The sequence below is a fragment of the Roseateles sp. genome, from assembly GCF_039595595.1.
Lineage (GTDB): Bacteria > Pseudomonadota > Gammaproteobacteria > Burkholderiales > Burkholderiaceae_C > Roseateles.
This window is the reverse complement of record NZ_JBCNLG010000038.1, coordinates 1-26,249: the sequence shown is the minus strand read 5'-3', so window position 1 is coordinate 26,249 and position 26,249 is coordinate 1. Positions and strand designations below refer to the sequence as shown.

The following is a 26,249-nucleotide window of genomic DNA, read 5'->3' as shown; positions in this document are numbered from 1 at the left end:
CGCCGCGCTTGTCGACGTCGAACTGGCTGTACGTGTTGCGCGAGACGCCCGCCGCGCTGGGCGTCTGGATGTTGACCTGCACCGTGCCGTTGGCGCTGTTGACGACCGTGGGCTGCTGGTTGCTCGGCGCATTGGGATCGGCCTTGACCTGCGCGATCGCGTCCGGGCTCAGCGTGATCGCCGCGCCCATCGCGAAGGCCGCCGCGAGCGCCAGCAGTGCCGGCATGGCCGGCGGGCCGCGCGACACCGGCTCGACCGCCGCGCCCTCGTTCAACGCCCGGCGCCCGGGCCCTGCGCTCTCCCCGCTCGAGCCGCCCTTGGTCTGGCTCACGGCCGTCTCGGCCACGGCCATCAACTGGCCACGTTGCTTGTTGAAGACGATTCGGTACTGAAGACGGTTCATCTGATCTCAGCGCGGGAAGAGCCGACCAGTGCCGGCGGAGGTCAATGGGGGTTCGACGCGGGGGCAGCCAGGCGGACTTAGAGCGGCTCGCTCAGGCGAAGGCCTGGGAGCTTGGGGCTGGCGGAGAGAGGGGGACGGGTCGCCGCATAGCGGGCGATACCGCATGGGGGGCGGCGCCGCGCGGGCGCCCTTTTTTCACGCTTCTTCTGCATCCCTCACCTGCCGTTGATCTGGCGTTGTTTTTCAACCCAGGGCGGACAGGCAGGGGCGGCAATGCGTCACGGAGTGGCGGGGACCAATCCGGCAACCCCGCTATCTCGAGTCGTGACATCCAGCGGATGTCGGCACGAGACCGGAGGCTTTGCGTCGCCGACTCGCGCCGGTTTTGCCCTGGAAGGCTCGCCCGGCGTGACATCCATCACGGATGTCTGACGCGTGGAGCGAACCGAAGTAAATGACTGTATCCGCCGGATACAGAACAGGCAGCACGCGACAGGGGGCGATTGACGGGGCGGACGGTGTGCGGTAGCGGGGGTTGGGCGGAGGAGCGGGTCACCTCGCCGGTATCTGCCAAACCGATCCATCGGGAAGTTCGACGACGGCCTCCGCCTCAGCGATCCATGCCTGATGAGGCTCGCCCTCCGGATAGAAGTACTTCTTCCAGTTCTGAAAAAGCCATTCCTTGCTCAATGCACGCGTCTTCGGCGCGTTGGAGCTCGCGGGGAATATCGCATTGATCTTCCCGGCTTTCGCACCCGACATGACGACGAGCCCAAGTCCCGCGCGCTCTTGCAGGCCAAAGGCATCGAAGACCAAGAAGTCCACGATGGCCTCGCTATACCAGTCGCCGTTGTAGGGGGTCATCGTGGGAACGCGAATGATGCTTCCCGAATAAATATGCTCGCCGTGGTATTCAGAGAGTTTCGTCCAGTTCATAAGCCGAGTATCGATCAAGAGTCCGTCAGTCAGCGTGAATCCTTAAGAGCACAGTAGGCTGCGCAAAGCTTCCCATATCACTCACATCGATTACTGGCGCCACCTCTTTCCGATGCGTATAGAAGGTGAATATCGCGCCATTGGGCACCCCGTCTTCCACCTGAAACGCAACCACACCGTCACAGCCAGTTCCGACTTCATTTCGCCACTTTACGGAAAAATGATGCAAGAACGAAAGCGCTGAACGGAAAAGATCGCCCTCACATAGGTCCTCGACGTGAAACTTATTCTTCGAGTACTCGTAGTAGCTGGCATCGCGGACGCCTGCCTGAACTTCATCCCGGACATGCGTCTTGAACTCACGCTGAAACAGCCACACACCGTTGAATTCAATGAATCCACTATGCAGAATCGCCGTCAACGCGTTGCAGAGAGGGTCGGCAGGCAGTTCGCCTTGGGTGCCTAAATGAGGCACCATAGGAGGATTTAAGAATACTCCTTCAGTCACAGCGCCTCCTTTGGACAAGCGGTCGGGCGGGTATCGTTCACGAGCCATTCACACTTTCGAAAGTTCAATATTCTCGAGGTCAGTAGATTCCTCGGAAGGAGAAATGCCATCGGATCTCTACCCTTCAAATCAGTTATCCCGATCGTCCGACTATGGCGCCGTGTACATCAACTGTTGCGCATACCCATGGGTACCATGCGCACGTGGATAGCTAGATTCATTCACCAGGTCACGAAGCGTGCCATTGGCCGCATTAGCGCTGAACGAGATCTGGGTACTACAGGAATTGAAGAACCGAAATAGCATTTCACTCACGCCAATGCGCAAGGCAGGCGAACAAATAAATCCAATGCTTACCAAATCCAACTGATCAGTTTTCTCACGGAACAAATCAAACACTAACACTCGACTTGAATCACGCGAGGATCGAAGAAGAAGTACATCCCCTTCTCCAACCTTTATTTGATCGATATAGAAATTGCACAGACGCACCAGATCAAGATCAATGGAAACATGGGCGAGAAAGCTTGAGAACTCTCTGCTTGGAATTAGTCGGTCATCGACTTCAGAAACCAAGTCCCAAATCGACACCATGAGGAAGAAATTACAGGCATTGATGGACATCGTGGTCTCCATTTCCTTGATCTTCATTCAGGACCGGATGGTGGCGCGGCCAAGTCTCCTACTGCTCCAATAGTAAAGACTGCTTGCGTTGCCAAGGACCGTCAGAGGCCGTTGCTGGGAAGTGAAATCCGTTACGTGAACGCGTCTAACCGTTCAACCACGCGTCGCCACGAGGTTCACCTCGCCAATGACGCTGCCCACCGAGGCGCCCACCACCTTCTGGCTGTCGGCCTGATGGCCCGCGCGCTGGTCGCGCGTGCCCACCACGAAGCCGACTCCCCCCGCAACAACTGAGCATCAGTTGTTGCAATAACTCGAGTCGCCCGTTGTTCATCTCGAACAAGCGCTGGCGAAACACCCGTAGATTAATTCCCCAACTCGTTCAGAATCGAACAGTACGCAAGGTCGAGATCAATTGGGGATCCTCCGGATTCAACGCGTATATCTGCTCAGGCGGGCGATGTTCGGCAGACGCTGCATGCAGCCCCAGCCTGCCGGAAAACTTTCCATCAAGCATTCCGTAGACGAGAGCTATATGATGGATGGACTCGCTTCCTACCTTAATTTGAAAGCGCAGCGTACCATCCGAATTAAAGACAGCGGCATTGTTCGGCCGCTTGAATACATCTTCGCCGGTATTACTCACATACCAACCGGGTGGAAATACTCCAAGAACGCCCGATCGATCCGGCAAGAGCGCCGGCAGCATCGGCGCATTGACGACGACTTCTTCACCATCATCCAGCAAAAAGACGCACCCTAACAACCTTCGCGGTTCAGGCAGCGCAAGAACCTTCGCACGTCGGGACAATGCATCCTCGGTCAGTTCTCCTTCTACGGGAACCGCCGCTTGTATACCATTGCTCCCGAGCCACAGGTTGGATACGACTCTGACTTTAGCATTCATGGCGATCTGATCGGTTTAATGTCACCCGGAACTCAAGACAAAAAACCGAAACCCCAACTATTCAACGATGGAAGGCTCATGATTAATTCGAAACAGGCCTTCTCGAAACAACTTTCGCAGTTCACTTCTTCGACGCGCAAATTCTGCAAAATCGTCTTCCGCAGCAAATACATCCTCAGCAACTTGCACTAGAAATCCGTGACCGAAGCGTTCAATCGGAAAGCCAGCCTCTCGAATCCCTTCTTCGGAAACCTCCCCCTTTAAATCAGAGCCAAAGAAGTTCGCCGCCGCAAGATTCGCAAGCCCTCTCCGCTCGAGGGCAATTGGGGCCAGTCCGCAGAGATGGTCGTTCGTAGCGTATGAGGCATCAGCCTCCTTGCCAAATGCGTTGGGTGATTCCTCGACTGATCCGAGAATATTGAGGGTGGCATACCGCGGCTGTAGCACCTCGCAAATGCGCTTGAACAATGGCAGCCAAACTATCTTCCTGTCAGATGCCGCACCAAAAACGAACCATGCATCTCGAACGTCGCCATAAATATTGCGATGCTTATGCATCATGTGCCCGTAGGACTTCACCGAATTTGTACGTTTCCAAATAAAGCCATCGGCATTGAGCTCCAACCCTTTTATATTCGGACTCTGGGAAATCGCCCAGAATGGAGCGCAATCATCGATGCACGGAACCGCGTGCTTTAAAGGTTCAAACGTGCCAACCTTCTGCGGTACCAGCCGGGCGTCAACATCTTGGAATGCAGCGAGGAGCTCTTGCCCGACGTCCCAGTCAGAGGTTTCCAGAGGCGAGATTACTGAAATTCGTACGGATGACTTCGATTGTTTCTTCACTTCGGCCTTACGTTAACGCATTTGATCGTCCAGGAATTATTCGCTTTCAGACCCGGACGACTCGTGCCTACGAAAGATGCGGGGCCTATATTCTGAATTTCAGACATCCTTTCAAATGCGGCCAGCGCAATAGGTATCTCCGTTTCACTTTCTAGGACGTGGCACCGAGAACGTTGCCACCCTCATAGAACAACTTACACGCGTTTTTTGTACCCTGCCAAGGGGTGACGCTCCCTGCATGGACCACCTTTGAAGCCTCCGGCGAGGTATTTCCGCAGCCTGCTAAGCGACCTTCCATCCCTCATCAAGAGTGAAAACACGAGGCGGCGCGGCCACCTTCTCAGGACTAAAGAAGATGAACGAGAGCATTTCGATCTCGGGTAGCAAGAAGGACCGTGCTGCCTGAAAGGAATTAGCCTTGACCACTTCGTCAGCTTCAGCCAGCAATACAAGTCGCGCATTCACCGCAACCACAATCGACTTCAGCGTAGAAAAATTTATCAAGTTTGCATATTCGTCGAATATGTCGACGACTGCGGTAACCCAAGCATGACGCAGCGCCTCTTCAATCTTGGATGAAATTTCTCCCAGCCAAACGACATCGTCAAAGTTCAGTTGAACTTCATCCGCGAACGCAGAGAACCAAATTTCGGCAACGCCGCCATGAATCCAGAATGCACGACCTCCAAACCTAAAGAGCGATGTACTCATTTCAACCCCAATATTTTCCCCCGGGCTGCCTCACGGGCTGCTCCACGAGCCGTTGTAGAAGCTCACCGCCCACAGCACCCGGATGTCCTCCGGCTTGTAGCGCGTCGTGCTGCCCGGCGCCTGGAACTCCCAGCTCGTCGTGGTCTCGCCATTGACCAGCGCCCACTTCAGATAGGGATTCAGGTTCTGGATGTCGCCCGACTGCAGCAGCAGATCGCCCCGCGCCTCGATCGTCGCGCCGCTGTTGACGACCTGGCCCGCCGTGATTTCCAGCTCGCGTTTTCAGAACTAAACCACACCCCGTCAACCCAGCTCCTCAAGGAGAGTTAAATACCTTCTTCGACATCATCGTTGGTCGCTCCTCTCGCTATTGATCAGACGGGGCTCACGATTGACGCGAAAGGTTCCTTCCCTGAAGAACGTTCGAAGCTTATTACGCCGACGAGAGAATTCATCAAAGTCGTCTGCGACGTCTAGGAGGTTATCGGTCACTCGGAGCATCACTCCGTCACCAATCTCCTCAACTAGAAATTTGGCGTCTCGAATTTCGGGCTGCCGCACCTCGCCTTTCAAATCAGGTCCAAAATAGTTCGCCCAAGAAATATTTGCGAGACCCCTCCCTTTTAACGCCACATAGGGAAGCCCCATAACATGGTCATTAAAACCGAACGAGCTCTTCTCTTCTTCGGTGTAGGCCGAAGAGTTTTGCTCAATGATCGCAACGATGTGCAAAGTTGCATAGACTGGCTCAAACGCCAAACAGAGGTAGCGAAAGATCTCGTACCAGTTGATCTTTTTATCTACATCTGACTTGAAAATAATCCAACCGGGGCGCTCTTCTCCATGAATATTACAATGGCGATGCTTTACATAGCCAGTAGACTTTATTGAACGCGCCCTCTTCCACAGGAAATTTGCAGCATTATTTTCAAGGATAGTTCCCTTGGGCCGATCTCGTACCGCCCAATATGGCTCGCAATCCTCAACAGAATGGACGGGAATGTTGAGGGGCTCATGGTTTCCAACCTTTTCCGGCATGAGACGTGCATCAGCATTCACCAGCGCACGCAGCAATTCCCCACCCTCGTTCCAAGTGTTGGTTCGCCCACTCGGGATAATAGACATCAAAACATACGGTTTGAAATTACTCATTTCTTCGGCCTTTCCTCAAGCAACTTCGGAGGCTGTCCGCTGGATGGATCATAGACATAGATCTTTCCCTCGATCGCCACAATATCATTCCACAGAGTTTCTGAGATATTCTTAGTTCGCGGGCTTACGATGAGCGTATACGTCGAGCCACTATCTTCCGCATATTTTAATTGAGCTCGAAATTGATCGGTCATTGAGATGTCAATCTCGTTCTTAATCTCCACAATTCGATTTGGTTTCCCCGTGGCATCCGGGATCGTCTTCACGATTTTTCCACCACCGAGGTCAACTTCCCGAAGCTGCGTATTTCTGTCTAATCCCATCCCGGAAATCACGTCCGTCCGGAACTTGACGCCATTCTCATAGTTCTGAGCAATCTGAGCGCCGGCGTCGTGTGTCTTGTCCCATTTCACGCCGCTATCAGCGTCTCCTCGCCGGACTGGAACCTGGGTGCCCGTCGCTTCATCGACCTTGATGTACTCCCCGCTGGAACGCTGGAACACCGGCTGTCCGGCCTCGGTTTCGCCGACCTTCACCAGTACGCCGCCATTCGGTCCGACATAGACACCGTCGGGTTTGGCCAGATAGCCAGCGGGCAGCTTCTCCGCCGGAGCCGGTTGCTCTACCGCCCCAATCTTGGGCGGCGAAGGCGGAACATCGGGCCCCTGCCCGCCACAGCACGCCGCATTGTGGACAAACGTCCCGATGTGCCCGACGTGATAGGTGTGATGCTCATGAACCTCGATGTTGAAGACATCGCGCAGCTCGCCAGTCGAGGCCGCATAGACGACCTTCACCTCTGCCCCGTTCACATCGAACAGCACCGCCTCGGGCGAAAGATCAGCCGCTCGAATCCAACCGGCGCCGCCTTCCTTGTTCAAAACCCAGAACGGGTGATCACTCGTGGTGACTAGGTGCTCTTCGCCGATCTCGCCGCGAACGACGATTCGATGAACCGGCTGAGCCGGCGTGGATTTCGTGCCGACGATTGGACGAAGACCGGGCTCCAATGTGTGCTCGTCACGAGAGAAGACGAACTCGCCCACTCTCAACTGCTCGATCGGTCTCAGCCCATCCTTGGTGTGGATGAGAGTGCCAGCCACGAAGCACTCGCTACCCGTGACGCATACGGCCGGCTTGCTGACCGGCGCCGACGTTTCCGCCGTGCCCGGTGCCTGGATCGGCGGCGCATCCAGCGCCTCCGGAAGATCTCCCACCTTCGAGATGGGCGCCGGCTTCACGCTCTCGACGGGCGATGACGTCTCCAATTGCTTGGGCGTCTCAACGGGTTTCGGCGTGGGCTTCGGCGAGGTCTTTGTCTCGTGATAGTTCTCCGGAACATCCACCATGGCCTTCGAAGGCACCTGCTCAGCTTCCCCGACCGCCTTCGAACCGCTCTTGCCCGTCAACCCATCCGCCGACTTCAACCCGACGAGCACGTTGCCCGCCATCACGATGCCTTCGCAGCCGGTGCCCTTCAAGCACGCGCCGAATGCCGAGATCCGTCCCTGCAGATAGCCCACCTCCAGCGCGATGGCCTGCCGGTCCTGTCCGGTGGCGCTGGCCTTCATCGCATTGAGCTTCTCGTACTGCGCCTGCGCACACGCCGCCGTCGTGCACGCCTCGCTGAACTCGATGACGCTGCGAAGCTGCGGCGACAGCTTCATCGCTTCAAAGGTCTTCGCCCGGTCCTTCGCCACGGCATTGAATGCCTTCTGCGTCTCAACGAAGTTCGCGTCCTTGAACTGCAGATCCCTGATGTTCTGCCGATCCAGGTTGGCGACTCCGGCGAACTTGTCGATCTCCGCGCCGTTGGCTTTGAGGGTCTGCTTGCCCTCCTCGATGTCCTTGGCAATCTGATCGCAGGCCGCGCCGCGGCAGTTGGCGATCTCCGCGCTCTGCTTCTGGCTCAATTGCGCGTACTCGCGGAACACCGCGTCGCGCGCGTCGTTGGTCTTCGCCTTCTTCAGCTTGTCCAGCATATCCAGGACCTGCTGGTGTTTGAGGTAGTTGTTCGACACCTCGTTGAACGCGGCACCCGCGCCCGCCAGCGATCCTCCGGCGAGTCCACCCACCGTCGTGCTCGCGAGCCTGGTCAAGCCGTCCACAAGACCCGCATTGAGTCCGGCCTGCTCCAGCGCGTCCTTCACTTGCGGCGCCGTCAACGTGCCCGCTGCGGCACCCACCGCTCCGCTCAGGTTGCCCGTGAGCCCGCCCAGTGCGGCATGCGCGGCTACGCGCAAGGTGCCATCCGCACCCCAGTTCTTCTCGAGGTCCGTCGCCTGCGCGATGAGGGCATCACGCTTGGCCTGATCGGGCTCCGCGTCCGCCTTCTTGCGCAGATCGATGGCCTCGGTCAGCTTCGTGTCTGCGAAGGCGCCGATCTGCTTCGCCGCCTCCTTCCCAAACGTCTGCGTGATCGCCACCTGCGCGGTCAAGTCCTGCTGCACCTTCTCCTTGTCGAAGATCTGCTTGATGCCGCTCTCTGCATCGCCGGTGCGAGCCTCCACGTTCCCCGCGACGCCGCTGATCCCCGCCTTCGTCGTGCTGCTCGCCTTGTCGCTGGCGTAGCCCATCCCTGCCGACTGCCCCGGATCTCCCGGCTTCATCGTCATGAGCTGGTACGACCCGTCCTTGGGCTCCTCTCCTCCCTCGTTCTTCTCGCTCCCGTCCTTCTTCCCGAAGCCCGCCGACACCGAGAAGCTCGACCCCTTGTAATCCGCCTTGTTCTCGATGTCGCTCATCGTCAGGCTGCCCGACTTGAAGCTGTTGGCGCCCGCGTCGATCGCGGCCTGCGTGCTCGTGATCGAGCCGCCCTTCAAGTCCGTGCTGCCCTTGACCTCCACCTGGAAGCCGCCATCGCCCGCGCGGATGCCGCTCTGCTCGGTCACGCTGGCGTAGTCGCTCTTGACCTTGCTCTGCCCGTAGCTGACGCTGCCGCTGAAGCCCGCGCCCACCGTCATGCTGCCCCCGGCCTGCATGCTCTCGCTGCGGAAGCGGCTCGTGTCCTGCAGGCTCTCGACGTTGAGGTCGCCCCCAACCGTCGCCTTCACCTTGTCGCCGCTGACCACCGCGCCCTTGAGCGTCGTGTCGCCGCCCGACTCGATGCTGACCTCCTTGCCCTGCACATGCGTGTTGCGCTGGATCACGTCCTCGCCATCGGACTTGCCGCGCGCCAGGCTCGCGCTGGCGGTGAAGCCCATCGACGCCCCGCCCGAGCCCACGCTGATGGCCACGCCCACCGCCGCGCTGCTCGAGGAGTTCGCGCTCTTCTGCACGACCAGGTCCTGCGACGACGTCAGCGACACGTCCCCTTCCGCCTTGAGCGCCAGGCGCTGCGCCGCGGCCAGGTCCGAGCCCTGCACGCTGAGGCTGCTGTCCTTGCCCGCGCCCTGCGCCGTCAGCCGGATGTCGCCGCCGGCGGTGACCTCGCTGCCCTGGTTCGTCGTGGTCGTGGTCTCGGTGCGGCTCTTGGACTGGCTCGAGCCCACCGTGATGCTCACCGACAGCCCGCCCGCCGCCTTCGGATCGGCCTGCAGCGCCTGCGCCGCCTCCTTGGCCTTGATCGCCGTGGCCGCCACGCCCAGCGCCTGCATGCGCGCGTCGCCCACCTTGCCCACGTTCTCGGCCATGTCCTTCGTGCTCTGCAGCGCGCTGAGCAGCGGCGCGCTCACCGCCACCGTCAGACCGCTCTGGCGGAAGGCCGTCGTCTGCACGTCCTTGCCTTGCTGCGCCGCGCCCTGGATCGAGATCTTCTGCGCCAGCACGTCCACGTCGCCCTTGGGCGTCTGGATCACCGAACCCGTCTGCGCGAACTCCCGTCCCGCCACGACGTTCACGTCGCCATTGACGCTGCCCACCGTGGCGCCCACCACCGTCTGGCTGTCGGCCTGATGACCCGCGCGCTGGTCGCGCGTGCCCACCGTGAAGCCGATGCCCCCGCCCATCAAGCCCTTGGTGACCTGCTGCTTGTTCTCGTAGAACCTGGACGTGTCCAGCGCGTTCTCGACCTTCACGTCACGCGTGGCGATCAGCGTCGTGCCGTCATCCGAGACGACGTTGGAGCCCTTGATCAGCAGATCCTGTCCGGCTTGCGCGAGCACCGTCTGGCCCGAGATCGTCGTGCCCAGCGCCGTCGTGCGCTCCAGCTGCGTCTCGCGCGTGGTCGTCGTGGACTTCAGGAAACCCTTGACCTTGTGCTTGCTGGCTTCGTCCAGCGACTCGGTGGCCTGCGCCGCCAGCAGCGGGGCTTTTTCAAATCAAGCGCCCCCGCGAAAGATGCGTTTCAGTCGTTGGACTACAGATTTGCGGTCACTTTGGACCGCATGCGGATTCGAATGTTGATCCTGACTATCCTCAAGAGCCTGCACATAAATATCATAAGCATCGCCGAATATCCGCCTCATATTCTCAGGCAGCCGGAGTTCCGGCACATAGCGGTCCGCAATCTCCCACATGTCTCGGAAATTCACATACTCAATGGGGTGTCCGTGATTTCCGTTGAGCCATCCGAACGAACCTTCCGCCGGCTCGTCATAGACGGAAATGCAATCACTTGCCCAATATTCAACGCCTGCGGGGTTTTCTTCGCCAAAGCGATGCATGAACAATTCAAGGAGGTCGGACGGCCAAAAGACGAATCGGTATTCGCCGTAGATTTGTCGGCTGACGTCAGCGTAAACCCAGTCGGTTTCCAGATATACGGGACCGACCCGATTCCAACCTTCGAGCTTCTGCCCGCGAGCACCTCGGAAGTCTTCAAGCCTGATCGCCTGCCAGGTAGTCTTCCCCAGGGCATAGTAATTTACGCTCATATTCTTCGCGACGTGGCAGCCGTTTTCACCTAGCTTCATCAAATGAATAATGCTGGTAATCGCCGGCTGCTGAAAATCGGCGGCGTACCGCGTTAAGGCTCAACGCTCTCAGCAAGGGTGAGGCACTTTTATCCGGATGAAAGTCCATCACCGGCGATGACGTCGTCCTTCATTCGCGCGTCTTTCGATCAATTCCAAGAGTCAGTTTCAGACGATCAAGCAGCGAGCTGCGGTGTTTTTTCTCCAAGCCATTCGCATTGGCAGCTACATGCGTTCTCAGCTCTCGCATGTAAGGCCCATAGGCTTCGCCAAAGATCTTCTTCATATTTTCCGCGTTCCGTAGCTCCGGCACGTAGCGATCTGCAATCTCCCACATGTCACGAAAGTACATATATTCAATTGATTGGCCATGATTCCCATTGATCCAACCAAAGGAACCCTCCTTTGGCTCGTCATACACGGATATCGAATCACTCGCCCAATATTCCACACCGTCCGGATTTTCCTCGGCGAACCGCCTCATGAAGAGTTCAAGCAGCTGGCGCGGCCAGTACACCATTCGGTACTCCCCAAATAGCGCTTCACAGACACGCTCATACGTCTCGTCGGTATGAAGGCAGACCTCGCCGATCTGATCAAGTCCCTCAAGCCGAGCGCCTCGCACCCCTTGATAGTCCTCGAGTTTGATGGCCTGCCAAGTGGTCTTCCCGAGTGCGTAATAGTTAATACCCATATCGCTTCTTTGGGGAAAAATTGCGCTTTGCCAAGATCAAAGCGGATTATCGAAGTCGTAGTCGTATTCGTCTAATAGGCTGCCGAAATGCCTCGCTGGACGCCTCGGAAGTGGTCCATGCAGGGGTGCCTCACCCCTTGGCAGGCACAAACAAATCGCTTGTAGCCTGTTCTATGAAATCAGCATTCTTGGCGCCACCCTGGAATCATTATTTCAGCAGCCTGCTAAGAATTCATAGCCCCGGCAATACAAGACTCTCAAGGTCAATAGATTCATCGGAGGGCGGAACGCAATTGGCTTCGCTGACCCTGACCCTGACCCTAGCAACAAATTTCACTGGGAACAGCACTTGCTGAAAGTTAACACAGTGTGCAAGGCATCGAGCCATATCCATACCCATCGGCCCAAATGAAACTAGGCCCAACCGCGATATTTTGATCAATGGATGAATATATAAACCCAGGCGAAGCAACCCAAATTGGCCCATTCCGAAGATAGCTCAGAACCCACTTAAGCTCTTGATCCTCCAAAGATCGCGTGACGACGTTGAAAGACTTGGGAAGGAGTTCCGGAATGTTCTGACCACATTCCGTGCAACTCCTTCTCCCTCATACATCATCCATTCCTTTTCAAGAACTCCCATAGTTAAGCATTAAATATCGCAAAAAGTCCAAACCAACGTCATTCACTAAGCTCGGCCGAGAACCACCGATAGCCTCCTCTACGTCTCGACGGCGAATGAATCCATCATTCTCAAAGACCTCAAATAGTCGCTTCCCGACTGAGCTTTCCTTTTTAAAAGCAAACAAGCCCCATGACACCGGAATCTCCTGTGCTATAAGCCATCCGCCGCTTTGACCGACCACAGACAGGCTGTGGTACTCGCCTTCTTGGTCGAGCGCTTTTTCGATCAAGGCGATTTTCCCAGCCCAGTCCTCGTCTTTCCTTAAAGTTCCTAAGGCAGACAGATCACGAGAGTTGAACACTGAGGCCGACTCACCCTCTGGAAGCGCCTCCTTCAGTTCGTTGAAAAACTCCCCGGCCGACCTCAATGAAAAGTCGAAGAATAAGCACAAATCAAACTCGGGAGAAATAAACCTTGCAGGCAATATCGGAGGCTGAAATATCGGCTGCTTCATATTAATCCTTGTTAAATCGAATCTTAAGCTCCACGCCATCGATACTAACGGAAGCGGATGGCATTCCGCTAGAGGCTCCCAGAATGCCGTTTCCTGTGCTGCGCGGATAGAATGTGTATTTGACGCCGTCACGTTCAAACATGGTCACGGTACCCGCTTTATTGTAGCTCCTAACAAAACCATTACCCTCAAGTGCATCCATTGCTTCGCGCTGCGTCAGCTGTGTATAAATCTGCTCCGCAGAGCGCCGGGTATCCGGCTTGGGCAAAAATACGTCCGATGCCTGAAGGCCCAGATCGTTAAGGGCCCTGTTTGCCCTCTCGGTCGGCACACGGGAGGCAACCTCTACCGGCTGTGTTTTCGCAGGACTTTGAGCCAGCGCCTCGTCCGCCCCAAGTGCCCCACGACTACTCCCGGCCGAAGGCTGCCCTTCAACATCGCTGACGGACTCCGTGGGTGAACGGTCGTTTCGATCTCGACGTCCACCTCCGCTGCCGAGCCTATTGGGCGCCTTTTCCACCTCCAAGATCTGCTTCGGCATTCCAATGGTGCCGAACACATCCGAAGCGATGGACAAAATCGTGGCAATCCGATCTTTGTCCTCCTTGTCGTACCCAAGGACGTGGCCTGCGAGATATCCCGCCGATGCGTAGGCGCTATTGCGCAGCGGCTCGATCTCCGCACCCGCAGCATCACGCGCGATCGCCGAGGGCAAGCGGCTTTCATTCCACTGCCGATCGCCTACCATGCCGATATCTTTCTTGGCTGCCAAGAAGATGTCGCGCTCGGTCGACTGAGGGGCTGCCCCGAACAGATAGGCAAACACCCGCTCTCCGCCTGGATAGGTGCTCTTGACCCAATCCGCCATGGCGTCATTACTCCCTGCGTAGGGGTACGTGTAGTTTGGAGAAGGCGGATTCGCGGCGAGTTTGCTGAGCTCTTGCCCCAAGAATTTCGTAGCCTCACCCGAGGAAAGACTGCGATACGTCTCACCGTACTTGCTCGCAGCATAGGCACTCACGAAGTAAACGAGATCATTCTTCTCGTCCTTCGTCATCGATTTGCCTCCCGAGAACTTCGCCAACAGCTCATCGCTCATCTGGTCGGCGATTTCCAGGGCAACGAGCGCACGACTCTCGTCGACAGAGAGCCCGCCGTTCAAGCTCTTCTTTTTGAGGGCCTCCAGTTGTTGGCGTTGCGGGTGAGCGAGGAAGTTGTTGGAGACCTCATTGAAGGCCGTGGCTGCACCGGCGGTCGAGCCGCCCGCCACTCCGCCCACGACAGTGCTGGCAAGACCGGTCAGCCCGTTAACAAGACTGCCGTCAACGCCCGCAGCCTCAAGCGCAGACTTCACATTGGGCGCGGTCAAAGTTCCTGCGGCCGCTCCGATCGCTCCGTCGAGGTTCCCCGTCAGAGCGCCCAGTGCCGCATGAGCGGCAACTCGGAGCGCACCGTCGGGTCCCCAGTTCTTTTCCAGTTGAGCCGCTTGCGCAAGGTACTCATCGCGCTCAACAGGATCCTTCGCCGCCACGGCTTTGCCCCTGAGCTCGGTCGCCTCGTCCAACTTCTCTTTGGCGAAATCCCCAATCTGCTTCGCCGCCTCCTTCCCAAACGTCTGCGTGATCGCCACCTGCGCGGTCAGGTCCTGCTGCACCTTCTCCTTGTCGAAGATCTGCTTGATGCCGCTCTCTGCATCGCCGGTGCGAGCCTCCACGTTCCCCGCGACGCCGCTGATCCCCGCCTTCGTCGTGCTGCTCGCCTTGTCGCTGGCGTAGCCCATCCCTGCCGACTGCCCCGGATCTCCCGGCTTCATCGTCATGAGCTGGTACGACCCGTCCTTGGGCTCCTCTCCTCCCTCGTTCTTCTCGCTCCCGTCCTTCTTCCCGAAGCCCGCCGACACCGAGAAGCTCGACCCCTTGTAATCCGCCTTGTTCTCGATGTCGCTCATCGTCAGGCTGCCCGACTTGAAGCTGTTGGCGCCCGCGTCGATCGCGGCCTGCGTGCTCGTGATCGAGCCGCCCTTCAAGTCCGTGCTGCCCTTGACCTCCACCTGGAAGCCGCCATCGCCCGCGCGGATGCCGCTCTGCTCGGTCACGCTGGCGTAGTCGCTCTTGACCTTGCTCTGCCCGTAGCTGACGCTGCCGCTGAAGCCCGCGCCCACCGTCATGCTGCCCCCGGCCTGCATGCTCTCGCTGCGGAAGCGGCTCGTGTCCTGCAGGCTCTCGACGTTGAGGTCGCCCCCAACCGTCGCCTTCACCTTGTCGCCGCTGACCACCGCGCCCTTGAGCGTCGTGTCGCCGCCCGACTCGATGCTGACCTCCTTGCCCTGCACATGCGTGTTGCGCTGGATCACGTCCTCGCCATCGGACTTGCCGCGCGCCAGGCTCGCGCTGGCGGTGAAGCCCATCGACGCCCCGCCCGAGCCCACGCTGATGGCCACGCCCACCGCCGCGCTGCTCGAGGAGTTCGCGCTCTTCTGCACGACCAGGTCCTGCGACGACGTCAGCGACACGTCCCCTTCCGCCTTGAGCGCCAGGCGCTGCGCCGCGGCCAGGTCCGAGCCCTGCACGCTGAGGCTGCTGTCCTTGCCCGCGCCCTGCGCCGTCAGCCGGATGTCGCCGCCGGCGGTGACCTCGCTGCCCTGGTTCGTCGTGGTCGTGGTCTCGGTGCGGCTCTTGGACTGGCTCGAGCCCACCGTGATGCTCACCGACAGCCCGCCCGCCGCCTTCGGATCGGCCTGCAGCGCCTGCGCCGCCTCCTTGGCCTTGATCGCCGTGGCCGCCACGCCCAGCGCCTGCATGCGCGCGTCGCCCACCTTGCCCACGTTCTCGGCCATGTCCTTCGTGCTCTGCAGCGCGCTGAGCAGCGGCGCGCTCACCGCCACCGTCAGACCGCTCTGGCGGAAGGCCGTCGTCTGCACGTCCTTGCCTTGCTGCGCCGCGCCCTGGATCGAGATCTTCTGCGCCAGCACGTCCACGTCGCCCTTGGGCGTCTGGATCACCGAACCCGTCTGCGCGAACTCCCGTCCCGCCACGACGTTCACGTCGCCATTGACGCTGCCCACCGTGGCGCCCACCACCGTCTGGCTGTCGGCCTGATGACCCGCGCGCTGGTCGCGCGTGCCCACCGTGAAGCCGATGCCCCCGCCCATCAGGCCCTTGGTGACCTGCTGCTTGTTCTCGTAGAACCTGGACGTGTCCAGCGCGTTCTCGACCTTCACGTCACGCGTGGCGATCAGCGTCGTGCCGTCGTCCGAGACGACGTTGGAGCCCTTGATCAGCAGATCCTGTCCGGCTTGCGCGAGCACCGTCTGGCCCGAGATCGTCGTGCCCAGCGCCGTCGTGCGCTCCAGCTGCGTCTCGCGCGTGGTGGTCGTGGACTTCAGGAAACCCTTGACCTTGTGCTTGCTGGCTTCGTCCAGCGACTCGGTGGCCTGCGCCGCCAGCAGTTCCAGATCCCGTCCCGCCTTGAGCTGCACCGCGCCTTCGCTGCTCACCGACGCGCCCTTGGCCACCAGGTCCTGCCCCGCCTTCAGCAGCACCGGCCCCTTCGCCTCGATCGCGCTGCCGATCTCCTGCGTGTTGCCCTGGTACAAGTGGTTGTTGGCATCAATGGTTGCCCGGATGCTGCTCGCCGTCTGCACCGTCCCCAGCTTCAGGTCCCGCCCGGCGTCCACCAGCACGCCGCCGTTGCTGCCCGTCTGCTTCAGCTGGGCCGCGTCCAGCACCACGTCCTGCCCCGCCTGCAGCACCATCACGCCGCCCGCCGTCAGGCTCGCCACGCGGTCCAGCACCGTGCGCTGGGCCGTCGCCGACGCGCCGCTGGCCGTCGTGCTCGCAATCACCAGGTCCCGTCCCGCGTTCAGGCTCAGGTCCCGCGTCGCGCTCAGCTCGCCGCCCAGGTTGCGCAGATCCTCCTTGGCGCTCAGCGCCAGGCTCGCCCCGCGCATGCTGCCCGTGTTGACGATGCCCTGCGCCGTCGCGTTCAGCGACTGCGACGCGCGCACATCACCGCTGTTGTCCAGCGCCCCGCTCAGCGCCAGGTTCACCCGGTCGCCCGCGATCAGCGCGCCCGTGCCCGTCAGGTCCCCATCGCGCGGCAGCAGGTACACCTGCGGCACCAGCACGCGCTGCACCGTGCCATCGGCCAGCGTCACCTCCTGCTCCACCAGCCACACCAGGTCCGTCGTCAGCAGCGCCATCTGCTCCGCCGTCAGCGCCACCCCCGGCCGCAGCTGATGCGCCTGCGCGAAGCTCGCGCCATTGGTCATCAGCGCCCGGTACATCTCCTCGTCGCTCGCATACCCCTTCAGGAAGGTCGAGCCCGTCAACTGGCCGATCTGCTCGCGCACCAGCCGCTGCTCGTAGAACCCGTCACCCAGCCGCTTCTGCGCCAGCGCCGGATCCAGCTGCATCGCCTGCAGCAGGAAATCGCTCGACAACCAGTCGCGGTAGTTGGCGAAACGCGGATCCGTCTCCACCAGGTACCTCGAGCCCGGCTCCAGGTGCGCCTTGAACAGGCTGTTGCCCGGCAAGGTCAGCGACACCGGCACGGCCCGCAGCCGCCCGTTCGCATCAGTCCCCGGCACCACCCGCGCCGCGCCGGCACCACCGGCCGTCAGCCGGCCCGGACCGGTGCTGCCCTCCAGCGTCTGCGAGCGCACCGCCTGCGCCGTCACACGGTCCGCGCGCGCGCCCGTGCGCACCAGCGCGCCGTCCTCGCCGCGCACCACCTGCGCGCCCGCCTGCGCGGCATCCTCAACGCGCAGCTGCGTCTGCACCGCGCCATTCGTGCCGTCCTGCGCCGCCAGCGTCTGCAGCGCCTGGCCGCCGCCCGCGCGCCAGCCCGCCGTCGCGCGCCCCGCGCTCGCGGCGCTGCCGCCAATGAGCTCCTGCCGCGACACGCCGTTCAGCGTACCCACCGCGCCAGCCCCGCCCGCGCTCACGATCTGCGAGGACGCCCCCTGCTGCGCCTGCGCGCCCGCATCGCCGCCGACGGCCCCCGCCTGCTGCCGGCCTCCAGGCGCCGTGACCGAGCCCGCGCCAGGAACACCCGACTCCAGCAACGCCAGCTTCTGCGGCTTGTTGATCGCCACTTCCGTCGTCGTGTAGTCGTAGCCGGTGTTGGGCACGCTCGAGCCGTCGTTCCAGGTCACGTAGACATAGGTCTTCTCCGTCCCGGTGACCGTCACCTCCTTGGTCCGGTTGTCGATCGAGGCCGACTGGATGTCCACCCCGTCGCGCCCGATCACCCGGCTCATGTCGTTGACGATGCGCCCGCCGCCTTCCACCCGCAGCGTGCCGCCCACGATGATCTGGCCCGCCGAGCTCTGCGTCACCTTCGCCGACTGCATCGTCCGCGTGATGTCGAACGCGGTGAAGTCCCCGCGCAACCGGCTGTTGGCATCGTCGTAGAAGGCCTGCAGCGCCGCGTCCAGCGCCGCGTCATCGCCCGGCGTCACGCCGAAGTCCGACCAGATCCGGTCCGTGGCCGGATAGTGCGCGCCGGTGATGGTCGTGTCGGTGCAGCCGTCGGTCGTGCAGTCCCGGAAGGGCTGGTCGCCGCTGGCCCTGACGTCGAAGCCGCGCGACGCCGAACCGTCCGTGTCCCCGCCCAGACCGCCCAGGTAGCGCCCGAACACCTCGTTGGGATACCGCACCGACGGCAGCAGCATCTTGCGGTTGTAGGTGTCCTGCGACCAGCTCCTGGACTTCGGATGGAACTCGTACACGAAGGGCTCCAGCGAGCCCTGCGCCGGGCTGCCCCAGGGGCTGCTCCACGAGCCGTTGTAGAAGCTCACCGCCCACAGCACCCGGATGTCCTCCGGCTTGTAGCGCGTCGTGCTGCCCGGCGCCTGGAACTCCCAGCTCGTCGTGCTCTCGCCATTGACCAGCGCCCACTTCAGATAGGGATTCAGGTTCTGGATGTCGGCCGACTGCAGCAGCAGATCGCCGCGCGCCTCGATCGTCGCGCCGCTGTTGACGACCTGGCCCGCCGTGATGCGCATGTCGCCGCCGCTGCTGATGAAGGCCTTGCTCGCCAGCACCCGCGGCGCCGAAGGGTCCTGCGGCAGGCTGTCCGCGCCCTCGTGCACGCTCGCGTTGCGGACCGCGCCCGTCACGTCCAGTTGCAGCAGGCGGCTCGCCTCGATCGTCGCGTTCTCGTTGAGCAGGCTGCCCGCGCGCAGCGACAGGTCGCCATCGGCGTAGATCATGGCCTGCGACGTGTTGGCCACCGCGCCGGTCATCGCCAGCGTCATCGCGCCACGCGAGGCGATCACCGCCGACTGGCCGCCTTCCGCGCCGTTGCTCAGCTGACCGCCGGCGATCGTCAGGTCGCTGCCGTAAATCCGGCCGCTACCCAGGTTCAGCACCTGGTTCGCGTCGATGCGGACGCGATCACCGTCGATCAGCCCGCGGTTGCTCAGCGTGCCCGTGGTCGTCAGCCGGGTCTCGGCACCGCTGAGCTCACCGCCCGCCTGGTTGTCGATGCTCCGCGCGTCCACGCTCAACACGCCGCCCGCGCGCAGTACCCCCTGGTTGAGGAAGTCACCGCCCAGCGTCAGCGACAGATCGCCGCGCGATTGCAGCAGCGTGCCCGCGCCGTAAGTCAGGCCTCCGCCCAACGTCAGGCTCAGCGCGCCGCCACTGGAGATCTCGCCGCCACCATTCAAGCCCGAGGCCGACGCCGTCACGCCGGCGCCACCCCAGATCCTGCCGCCGCCATTGCGCAGGTCCAGCGCCGAGGCGCGCGCATCCGCGCCGCCATCGCCGATCGCCGCCTGCGCCAGCGCGCTCAGCACGCCGCCGCCGTTGTCCAGGAACTGCGTCGCCGTGACGCGCAGGTCACCGTCGGCACGCAACTGGCCGTTGCGGTTGTCGATGCCGGCCGCGCGCAGCGTCACCGCGCCGCCCTGGACGCCGAGGTTGGCGCCACTCGTGTCGCGGTTGTCCAGCGTGCCGTCCACGCGCAGGTCCACCGTCTGCGCGCCATAGACCAGGCCGCCCTGATTGAGCAGGGCCGCCGCCGTCGCCGTCGCGGCCTGCGTGCCGACGATCTGTCCGCCGCGGTTGTCCAGCGTGCCGCCAATGCCCAGCGTCACCGTCTGGCCGGAGATGGCATTGCGGTTCGTCAGCGCGCCCGCGTTGATCGTCACCGCGCTGCCGCCGATGCCGGCGCCGTTGTCGACGCTGCCCGCATCGATGCGCAGCGCACCCTGCGCGCGCGCGCCGGTCGGCGTCGTGATGCCGGCGTCGGCCGTGTTGGCGAACGCCGCGCCGCCGGTGTCCACCGTCAACGCGCCCAGCGACTGCAGCAACCCGCCGTGGTTGTCCAGCGCGCCGCTGCGCACCGTCATCGCGTCGGTCGACAGCAAGCGGCCGCCGCGGTTGTCGAAGGCCTGCCCGCGCGCGTCCACGGTCACCGCGGTGCCGGACATCTCGCCGCCCCGGTTGACCAGGCCGGCCGAACTCAGGTTCAGCGCGGCCGCCGAGAGCACCGTCCCCTGCGCGTTGTCGAGCAGGCCCGACATCGTCAGGCCCACGCCGCCTTGCACGCTCGCGATGCGGCCGCCCTGGTTGACGAGCGAACCGCCATCGATGACCACCGCCCGCTGCCCCAGCAGCGTGCCCGACTGGTTCAGCACCGCGCCGGACACCGTGGCCGTGAGCCGGCCATCCGTGCCGGCCCAGCCGCCGCGGTTGTCCAGCGTGCCAGCGCCCAGCTGCAGGTCGCCGCCGCTGCGCAGCCGGCCGCCCTGGTTGTCCAGCGTGCCGCTCACCCGCGTCTGGAACGCGCCCGCGGCCTGCATCACACCGCCGGCCGTGTTCGCGAGCGCCGCCGCTTCCACGTCCAGTGCCGCGCCCGCCGCGACGGTGCCGCCGCGATTGCTCAGCGCGCCATCCACGTCCAGCGTCACGCCCTGCGCCGCGCTCAGTTGAGCGCCGTCATGGCCCAGGCTGCCGGCGCTGATGCGCACGCTGTTCGCCTGGGTCGTCGCACCGGTCGCCGTCAGCGCGCCCGAGACCTGCCAGTCCAGCGCGCCCGAAGCCAGCACCTGGCCTTGCGCGCCATTCCATTGCGAAGCCCGCAGACCGAGGTTGCCGCCCGTCTGCGCGATGCGGCCGGCGGTGTTGTCCACGATGCCCGCGGCCAGCGTCAGCTGCGCGCCCGCGGACTCGATCGTGCCGCCATGGTTGTCGAGATCGCCCGACAGCGTCGCCTGCAGCGTGCCAGCCGAGGACAGCTGCGTGACCCGCCCGCCCGCATTGGTCCAGTCCTGCGCGTCCAGGCGCAGGGTGCTGGCGCTGATCTGCGCGCGCGAGGTGATCAGGTCGCCGCCCGCCGCCATCGTCAGCGACTGCGCGGCCGCAACCGCGGCGCGGTCCAGGGCCAGGTCACCGGTCAGCGCGCGCAGCGTCATCGTGCGCGCCTGCAGCTGCGCGTCCTGGAGTTGCAGCGACGGTCCGGCGACGCCCAGGTCGCCGGCCGCCGTCGCGGTCCCGCCGAACTGCAGCGACCGCGTCGCGGTCAGCGACAGGTCGCCACTGGCCGCGAGGGTGTTGTCCGGACGCAGGCCCGCGGCGAAGACACCGGCCCCGCTCAGTTGCCCCGTGGTGACGCCCAGCGCGCCCTGCGCCGCGATCGTGCCGCCGTTGGAGAGCTGATCCGCCCGCAGCGTGCCGCTGCCCTGGCTGTAGACCATGCCGGTGTTGTCGAAGACGCCCGTGACCGTCAGCACCGCATCGCCCACGCTCTGGACCACGCCCGCATTGGTCAGCCGGCCGGCCTCGAGGGTCAGCGTGCCGCCGGCGCCGAGCAGCCCGCCCGCGCCGTTGTCGACGCGGCCCGCGCGCAGCGCGAGCGTCTGTGCCGACAGTTGGCCGCCCGCGTTGTCCAGGCCCGCGGACGCGATGTCCAGCACGCCAGCCGCCTGCATCCGGCCGCCGCGATTGCCGATGTCGCCATCGACGCGCAGCACCGCGCCGCCGGCGCTCAACAACTGGCCCCCTTCATGGCTCAGGCTGGCGGCCTCCAGACGAACGCTCGCGCCCTGGGTCGTGGCCCGGTCCAGCGTCACCGCGCCGGTGGCCGTCAAGGTCAGCGCGCCCGCGGACAACAACTGCCCTTGCACGCCGTCGAGCTGGCGGACATGCACCTCGAGCCCGCCGCCCGCTTGCGCGATGCGGCCCTCGCCGTTGTCGAGGCGATCCGCCGTCAGCGACAGCGATGCGCCATTGGCGGCGATGCCGCCCTGCCGGTTGTCGAGCAGGCCGCCGAGCGACACCGTGAAGGTCCCCGCCGGCGCGGTCTGCAGCCAGTGGCCCGAGACATTGCGCCAGCTCGCCGCTGTCATGCCGAAGCTGCCCGCCTCGATCGTCGCCGCGTCGCTGCCGATGGCGTCAGAGGCGCTCAGCGTCAACGTGTCCCGGACGGACCAGGCCGCGCGGTCGAGAACGATCGCGCCCGGGGCGCCGGACGCGCCGCGCGCCACCAGGGTCGCGCTCGCGGCCTGCGCCTTGCTGCCCTCGAGCTGCAGCTGCGCCGCCGCCGCGTCCAGCGCCCCCGCGGCGAGCCACTGGCCGCTCTGCTGCAGCGTGCCGCTCACGTCCACATGCAGATCGCCGCCCGCCGCCAGCGTGTTGTCGGCTTTCAGGCCGGCCGCCAGCGTGCCCGCGCTGGCGAGGCTGCCAGCGGTCACCGTCAGCCCGCCCTGGGCGGCGAGAACGCCCGTCGCGGTCTGCGTCAGCGCGCCGGCCGTCAGCGTCGCATCGCCTTGCGCGTGGATCGTCCCGGCATTGGCGAGCGCGTCCGTCGCCGTCAGGTCAGCGCGGCCTTGGGAGTGCACGCTGCCGTCGTTCGTCCAACGGCCGGCATGGATCGTCAGATCACCGCGCGCGGCAATCACGCCCTGCGCGCCATGGTTCAGCGTCGCGGTGTCCAGCGTCACGCGCTGACCATCCAGCTGGCCGGCCCGGTTCTCGATCGAACCGGCGTCGACGCCCAGCGCGCCGGCCGCGCTGATGCGCCCGGACTGGTTCAGCAGCGCGCCGGTGAGCGACAGCGATGCGTCGCCCTGCGCGAGCATCCGGCCGTCGCGGTGGTCCAGGCTGGCGCCGCTCAGCGACAGGGCCGAGGCCTGCGTCGTCGCGCCGTTCAGGTCGATCGCGCCAGGCGCGGTGATCGTGAGGCGGCCTTCGGTGAGCAGCTCGCCCGCCGCGCCGTCGACGCGGCCGGCGCGCAGGCTCATGTCCCCGCCGCCGGTCTGCACCAGGCGGCCGCCCGCGTTGTTCAACTCCCCGGCCTGCAGCGACAGCGCGCGCCCCCGCGCGCCGATGACGCCCTGCCCGTTGTCGATGCGCTCAGCGACGGAGGCCGTCAGTTGGCCCGCCGCGCCGGTCTGCGCGATCTGGCCGCCGGTGTTGATCCACTGCCGGGCCGTCACCGCCAGGTCCGCGCCAGTCAGCGTCGCCGTCGTGGTGTCCAGGCGGCCCGAGGCCGTCAGCGACAGCGCGCCCGGCGTGCTCGCCTGCGCGCCGGCCAGCGACAGATCGCCGGCCGAGGCGGTCAGCGCGATGCCCGCCGCCTGCGTCTTGCTGCCGCTCAGGTCGAGCGACATCCCCTGCGCCGAGACCGTCCCGGCGGCGAACAGGCTGCCGCCCTGGCGCATCGCGCCGGACGTCCGCAGCACGAGCTCGCCGGTGCCCGCCGCCGACCCGTCGCCGCGCAGTCCGGCCGCGAAGGTGCCTGCGCTCTGGAGCGCGCTGGCCTCGACCGTCAGGTCACCTTGCGACGCGATCGTCCCGCTCGCGGCCTGGGTCAATGGACCCGCCGTCACGGTGACGGCGCCAAGGCCGTTGACGGTGCCGCTGTTGCTCAGCCCACTCGTCGCGTCAAGCGTCAGCGCGCCCTGCGATTGCAGATGACCCTCGTTGTCCACGGTGTTGGCGCGCACCGTCAGACGCTGGTCCGCGTTGACCAGCCCGTGTCCGGCGTTCGTCAGCGTGCCGGCGGTGATCGCCACGGTGGCGCCACTGGCCTGCCCGTCGCGCTGGGTCACCGTCGAGGCCGACAGCGACAGCGCCTGCCCGGCCTGCAGCCGGCCGCCGTCGTTGTCGATCGACTGCGCGGCCAGTGCCAGCCCCTCCCTCGCGGACATGTCGCCGCCGCGGTGCGACAGCGTCGCGGCGTTCACGTCGATGGCACGCGCCTGCGTGAGCGCCCCGCCCAGGTCCACGGCGCCGCTCGCGCGCACCGTCAGCGCGTCCTGCGCCAGCAGCGCGCCGCCCGCGCCGTCCAGGCGCCCCGCCTCCACCGTCATCGCACCGCCTGCCTGCGCGATGCGGCCCTGGGTGTTGTTCAGCGCCGCGGCGCCGATCGTCAGTTGACGGCCATTGGCACCGATGCGGCCGCCGGCGTTGTCCAGCTGCCCGGCGATCTGCGCGGACATCGAGCCCGCGGCGCTGGTCTGGACGAGCTCGCCGCCCGCGTTCCGCCAGGCGGCGGCGCGCAGGTCGACCTGCCCGCCCGCGAGCTGCGCAGCCTCGGTGACCAGCTCGCCCGCGGCATCGATCGACAGCGCGCCAGCAGCGGAGAGGGTGGCCCGATCCAGGTTCAGCGCACCGCCGCGCGCCGTCAGCGCGACCTGGCCGGCTTGCGTCGCGCTGCCCTGCAGCGCCAGCGCGTCGGAGGACACGCGCAGCGCGCCACCCGCGAGCAGCGAGCCGCCGTGGCGCAGCACGCCGGCGGCATCGATCGTCAGGTCGCCGCTGCCGGCGACCGTGCCATCGTCGCGCAAGCCCGCCGCCAGCAGGCCCGCAGTGGCCATCCGGCCCGCGCGCACCGACAGCGCCCCGCCTGCGGCGATCGTGCCGCCGGTCTCGAGCGTGCCGGCCGTGATGGCGGCGTTGCCCCGCGCGAGCACGGCGCCGGTACCGGTCAGGCGATCGGCGTCCACGCGCATCGACGCACCGCTGGTGGACAGCACGCCGCTGCTGTTGTCGATCGTGGCAGCGCGCAGCGTCAGCGCGTCGCTGTTCGCTTCGATCGCGCCCTGGGTGTTGTCGAACAGGCTGTCGACGGTCATCTCCGACGCGGCCGTGCCGGCGACACGCGTGTGCGCGCCGCGATGCGAGAGGCTGCCGGCTCGCCACGCGATCGTCGCGGCCGAGACGTCGGCGCCGTCCAGCACTGCTTGCGACGCGTCGACACGGAACAGGCCGTTCGAGAAGACCTGCGCACGGTCCAGCGCCAGGTGGCCCGCGGTCATCGTGAGGCCGCCGCTTCCGTACTGCTCCAGGCGACCGCCCTGCGCGCTGAACGCGGCCGCGGCGATGGACAGCGAAGCGCCGTTGCTCGCCAGGCGCGCGCCGTCGGCGGTGATCGCGCCGTCGACGCGCAGGGCCAGCGCGTCGGTGCCGAGTTGCAGCCACTGTGCGCCACGCAGGTCGACGTCATGCGCGCTGATCGAGAGCTTGTCTCCAACGACGCTCGCACCCTGCGTGCTCAGCAGCCCGCTGGCATTCAGGCTCAGCGTCCCGCCGGCCTGCAGCTGCGCGCCATCGGCGTTGACGCTCGGCGCCTGCAGCGCGATGCCGCCGCCGGCGAGCAACTGGCCCGCTTGCGTGGCCGATTGGCTCGCCGTCAGCGAGAGGCTGCCCGCGTCAGCACCCGCCACGAACGTGCCATCCGGATTCATTCCCGCGGCGGTGAGGCTCGCGGCTTCGCCGCTGAGCTGTGGCGCCTTGGCGTCGACGCTGCCGCGTGAAGCGAGCCATCCCGCGTTGCGCACGCCGGTGTTGGACTGCACTGTCAGCGACGGCGTGCCGTTGGCGTCGGCCTCCTGCGCGTAGAGGGTCCCGGTGTTGTCGAGCCATCCATCGGCGCGCAGCGTCAGTTGCCCACCGACGATCTGGCCAGCCTGGCGCACGCCAAGGCCCGCTTCCGTGCCGACCAGCGTGATGCGCTGCGCGTAGATGCCGCCCAGCGCCGTGCTGTCGAGCGCGTAGCGCGGACGCTCGCCGCTCGGTGTCAGCGCTTCACCAGCGCCGTTGCCCGCGCCTGCGCCTTCGACCGTCATCACCTGCGTGCCAGTCTGGATGCGCGCGTCTTTGGCCCACAGGCCCGCGTTGAGCTCGACCGCTCGCGCCAGCAGCGCGGTGTAGTCCGTCTGCGAGCCATCCAGCCCTTGTCCATCGATGCGGATGAGCCCGCCCTGCACGCCGTAGCCGGCGATGCTGCCGTCGGCGTTGAAGCGCGGCGTGCCCGTCGTCAGCACCGCGGCGCTGGCGTTGATGAAGCCGCCGCCATCGACCTGGATCCCGGACGGGTTGGCGATGATCACCTCGGCCCGCTGTCCCGCGACTTCCACGTAGCCCTTGAGCTGGCTGGGCGCGCTGCTGTTGACCTCGTTGAGGATCACGCGCGCGCTGCCACGCGCCAGCCAGGGGTTGCCCTGCACGAAGCCGCCCAGCTGCG

Annotated in this window: 13 protein-coding genes and 1 riboswitch; all 13 genes read right to left on the bottom strand. The window is 64.2% G+C overall.

Annotation, left to right across the window (positions count from 1 at the left end; genetic code table 11):
* Positions 1-403 (bottom strand): ESPR-type extended signal peptide-containing protein (locus tag ABDW61_RS24640; protein WP_343642574.1); only part of this gene is annotated, 403 nt, incomplete at its 3' end.
* Positions 404-702: 299 nt separating this feature from the next.
* A riboswitch (cyclic di-GMP riboswitch) is annotated at positions 703-803 on the bottom strand.
* 152 nt (positions 804-955) lie between these two features.
* Positions 956-1,339, bottom strand: a complete 384-nt coding sequence (gene imm45, locus ABDW61_RS24635; protein WP_343642572.1) for an Imm45 family immunity protein — start codon at positions 1,337-1,339, stop codon at positions 956-958.
* Between the two features lie 25 nt (positions 1,340-1,364).
* Positions 1,365-1,847, bottom strand: a complete 483-nt coding sequence (locus ABDW61_RS24630) for a hypothetical protein (protein ID WP_343642571.1) — start codon at positions 1,845-1,847, stop codon at positions 1,365-1,367.
* 150 nt (positions 1,848-1,997) lie between these two features.
* Positions 1,998-2,498, bottom strand: a complete 501-nt coding sequence (locus ABDW61_RS24625; RefSeq protein ID WP_343642569.1) for a hypothetical protein — start codon at positions 2,496-2,498, stop codon at positions 1,998-2,000.
* A 355-nt stretch (positions 2,499-2,853) separates the two neighbouring features.
* Entirely contained in the window at positions 2,854-3,378 is a 525-nt protein-coding gene (locus ABDW61_RS24620; RefSeq protein ID WP_343642567.1) for a hypothetical protein, read from the bottom strand.
* A 57-nt stretch (positions 3,379-3,435) separates the two neighbouring features.
* Complete coding sequence (locus ABDW61_RS24615; RefSeq protein ID WP_343642565.1) at positions 3,436-4,224, bottom strand: hypothetical protein; 789 nt, start codon at positions 4,222-4,224, stop codon at positions 3,436-3,438.
* Positions 4,225-4,506: 282 nt separating this feature from the next.
* The gene (locus ABDW61_RS24610) at positions 4,507-4,935 is read right to left on the bottom strand and encodes a hypothetical protein (protein WP_343642564.1); all 429 of its coding nucleotides are present in this window, start codon (positions 4,933-4,935) and stop codon (positions 4,507-4,509) included.
* Between the two features lie 345 nt (positions 4,936-5,280).
* Positions 5,281-6,087 carry a hypothetical protein gene (locus ABDW61_RS24605; protein ID WP_343642562.1) on the bottom strand — a complete coding sequence of 269 codons (807 nt, stop codon included), beginning with the start codon at positions 6,085-6,087 and terminating at the stop codon, positions 5,281-5,283.
* Positions 6,084-10,268, bottom strand: a complete 4,185-nt coding sequence (locus ABDW61_RS24600; RefSeq protein ID WP_343642576.1) for a hemagglutinin repeat-containing protein — start codon at positions 10,266-10,268, stop codon at positions 6,084-6,086. The genes ABDW61_RS24605 and ABDW61_RS24600 overlap by 4 nt, the downstream gene beginning before the upstream one ends.
* A gap of 78 nt (positions 10,269-10,346) precedes the next feature.
* Positions 10,347-10,940: a hypothetical protein gene (locus ABDW61_RS24595; RefSeq protein WP_343642561.1), complete on the bottom strand. Its 594-nt coding sequence runs from the start codon at positions 10,938-10,940 to the stop codon at positions 10,347-10,349.
* A gap of 130 nt (positions 10,941-11,070) precedes the next feature.
* Positions 11,071-11,634 (bottom strand): hypothetical protein, encoded by a 564-nt coding sequence (locus ABDW61_RS24590; protein WP_343642560.1) that lies wholly within the window; start codon positions 11,632-11,634, stop codon positions 11,071-11,073.
* A 629-nt stretch (positions 11,635-12,263) separates the two neighbouring features.
* The gene (locus ABDW61_RS24585) at positions 12,264-12,773 is read right to left on the bottom strand and encodes a hypothetical protein (RefSeq protein WP_343642559.1); all 510 of its coding nucleotides are present in this window, start codon (positions 12,771-12,773) and stop codon (positions 12,264-12,266) included.
* Position 12,774: 1 nt separating this feature from the next.
* Positions 12,775-26,232 carry a hemagglutinin repeat-containing protein gene (locus ABDW61_RS24580; protein ID WP_343642557.1) on the bottom strand — a complete coding sequence of 4,486 codons (13,458 nt, stop codon included), beginning with the start codon at positions 26,230-26,232 and terminating at the stop codon, positions 12,775-12,777.
* Positions 26,233-26,249 lie beyond the last annotated feature (17 nt).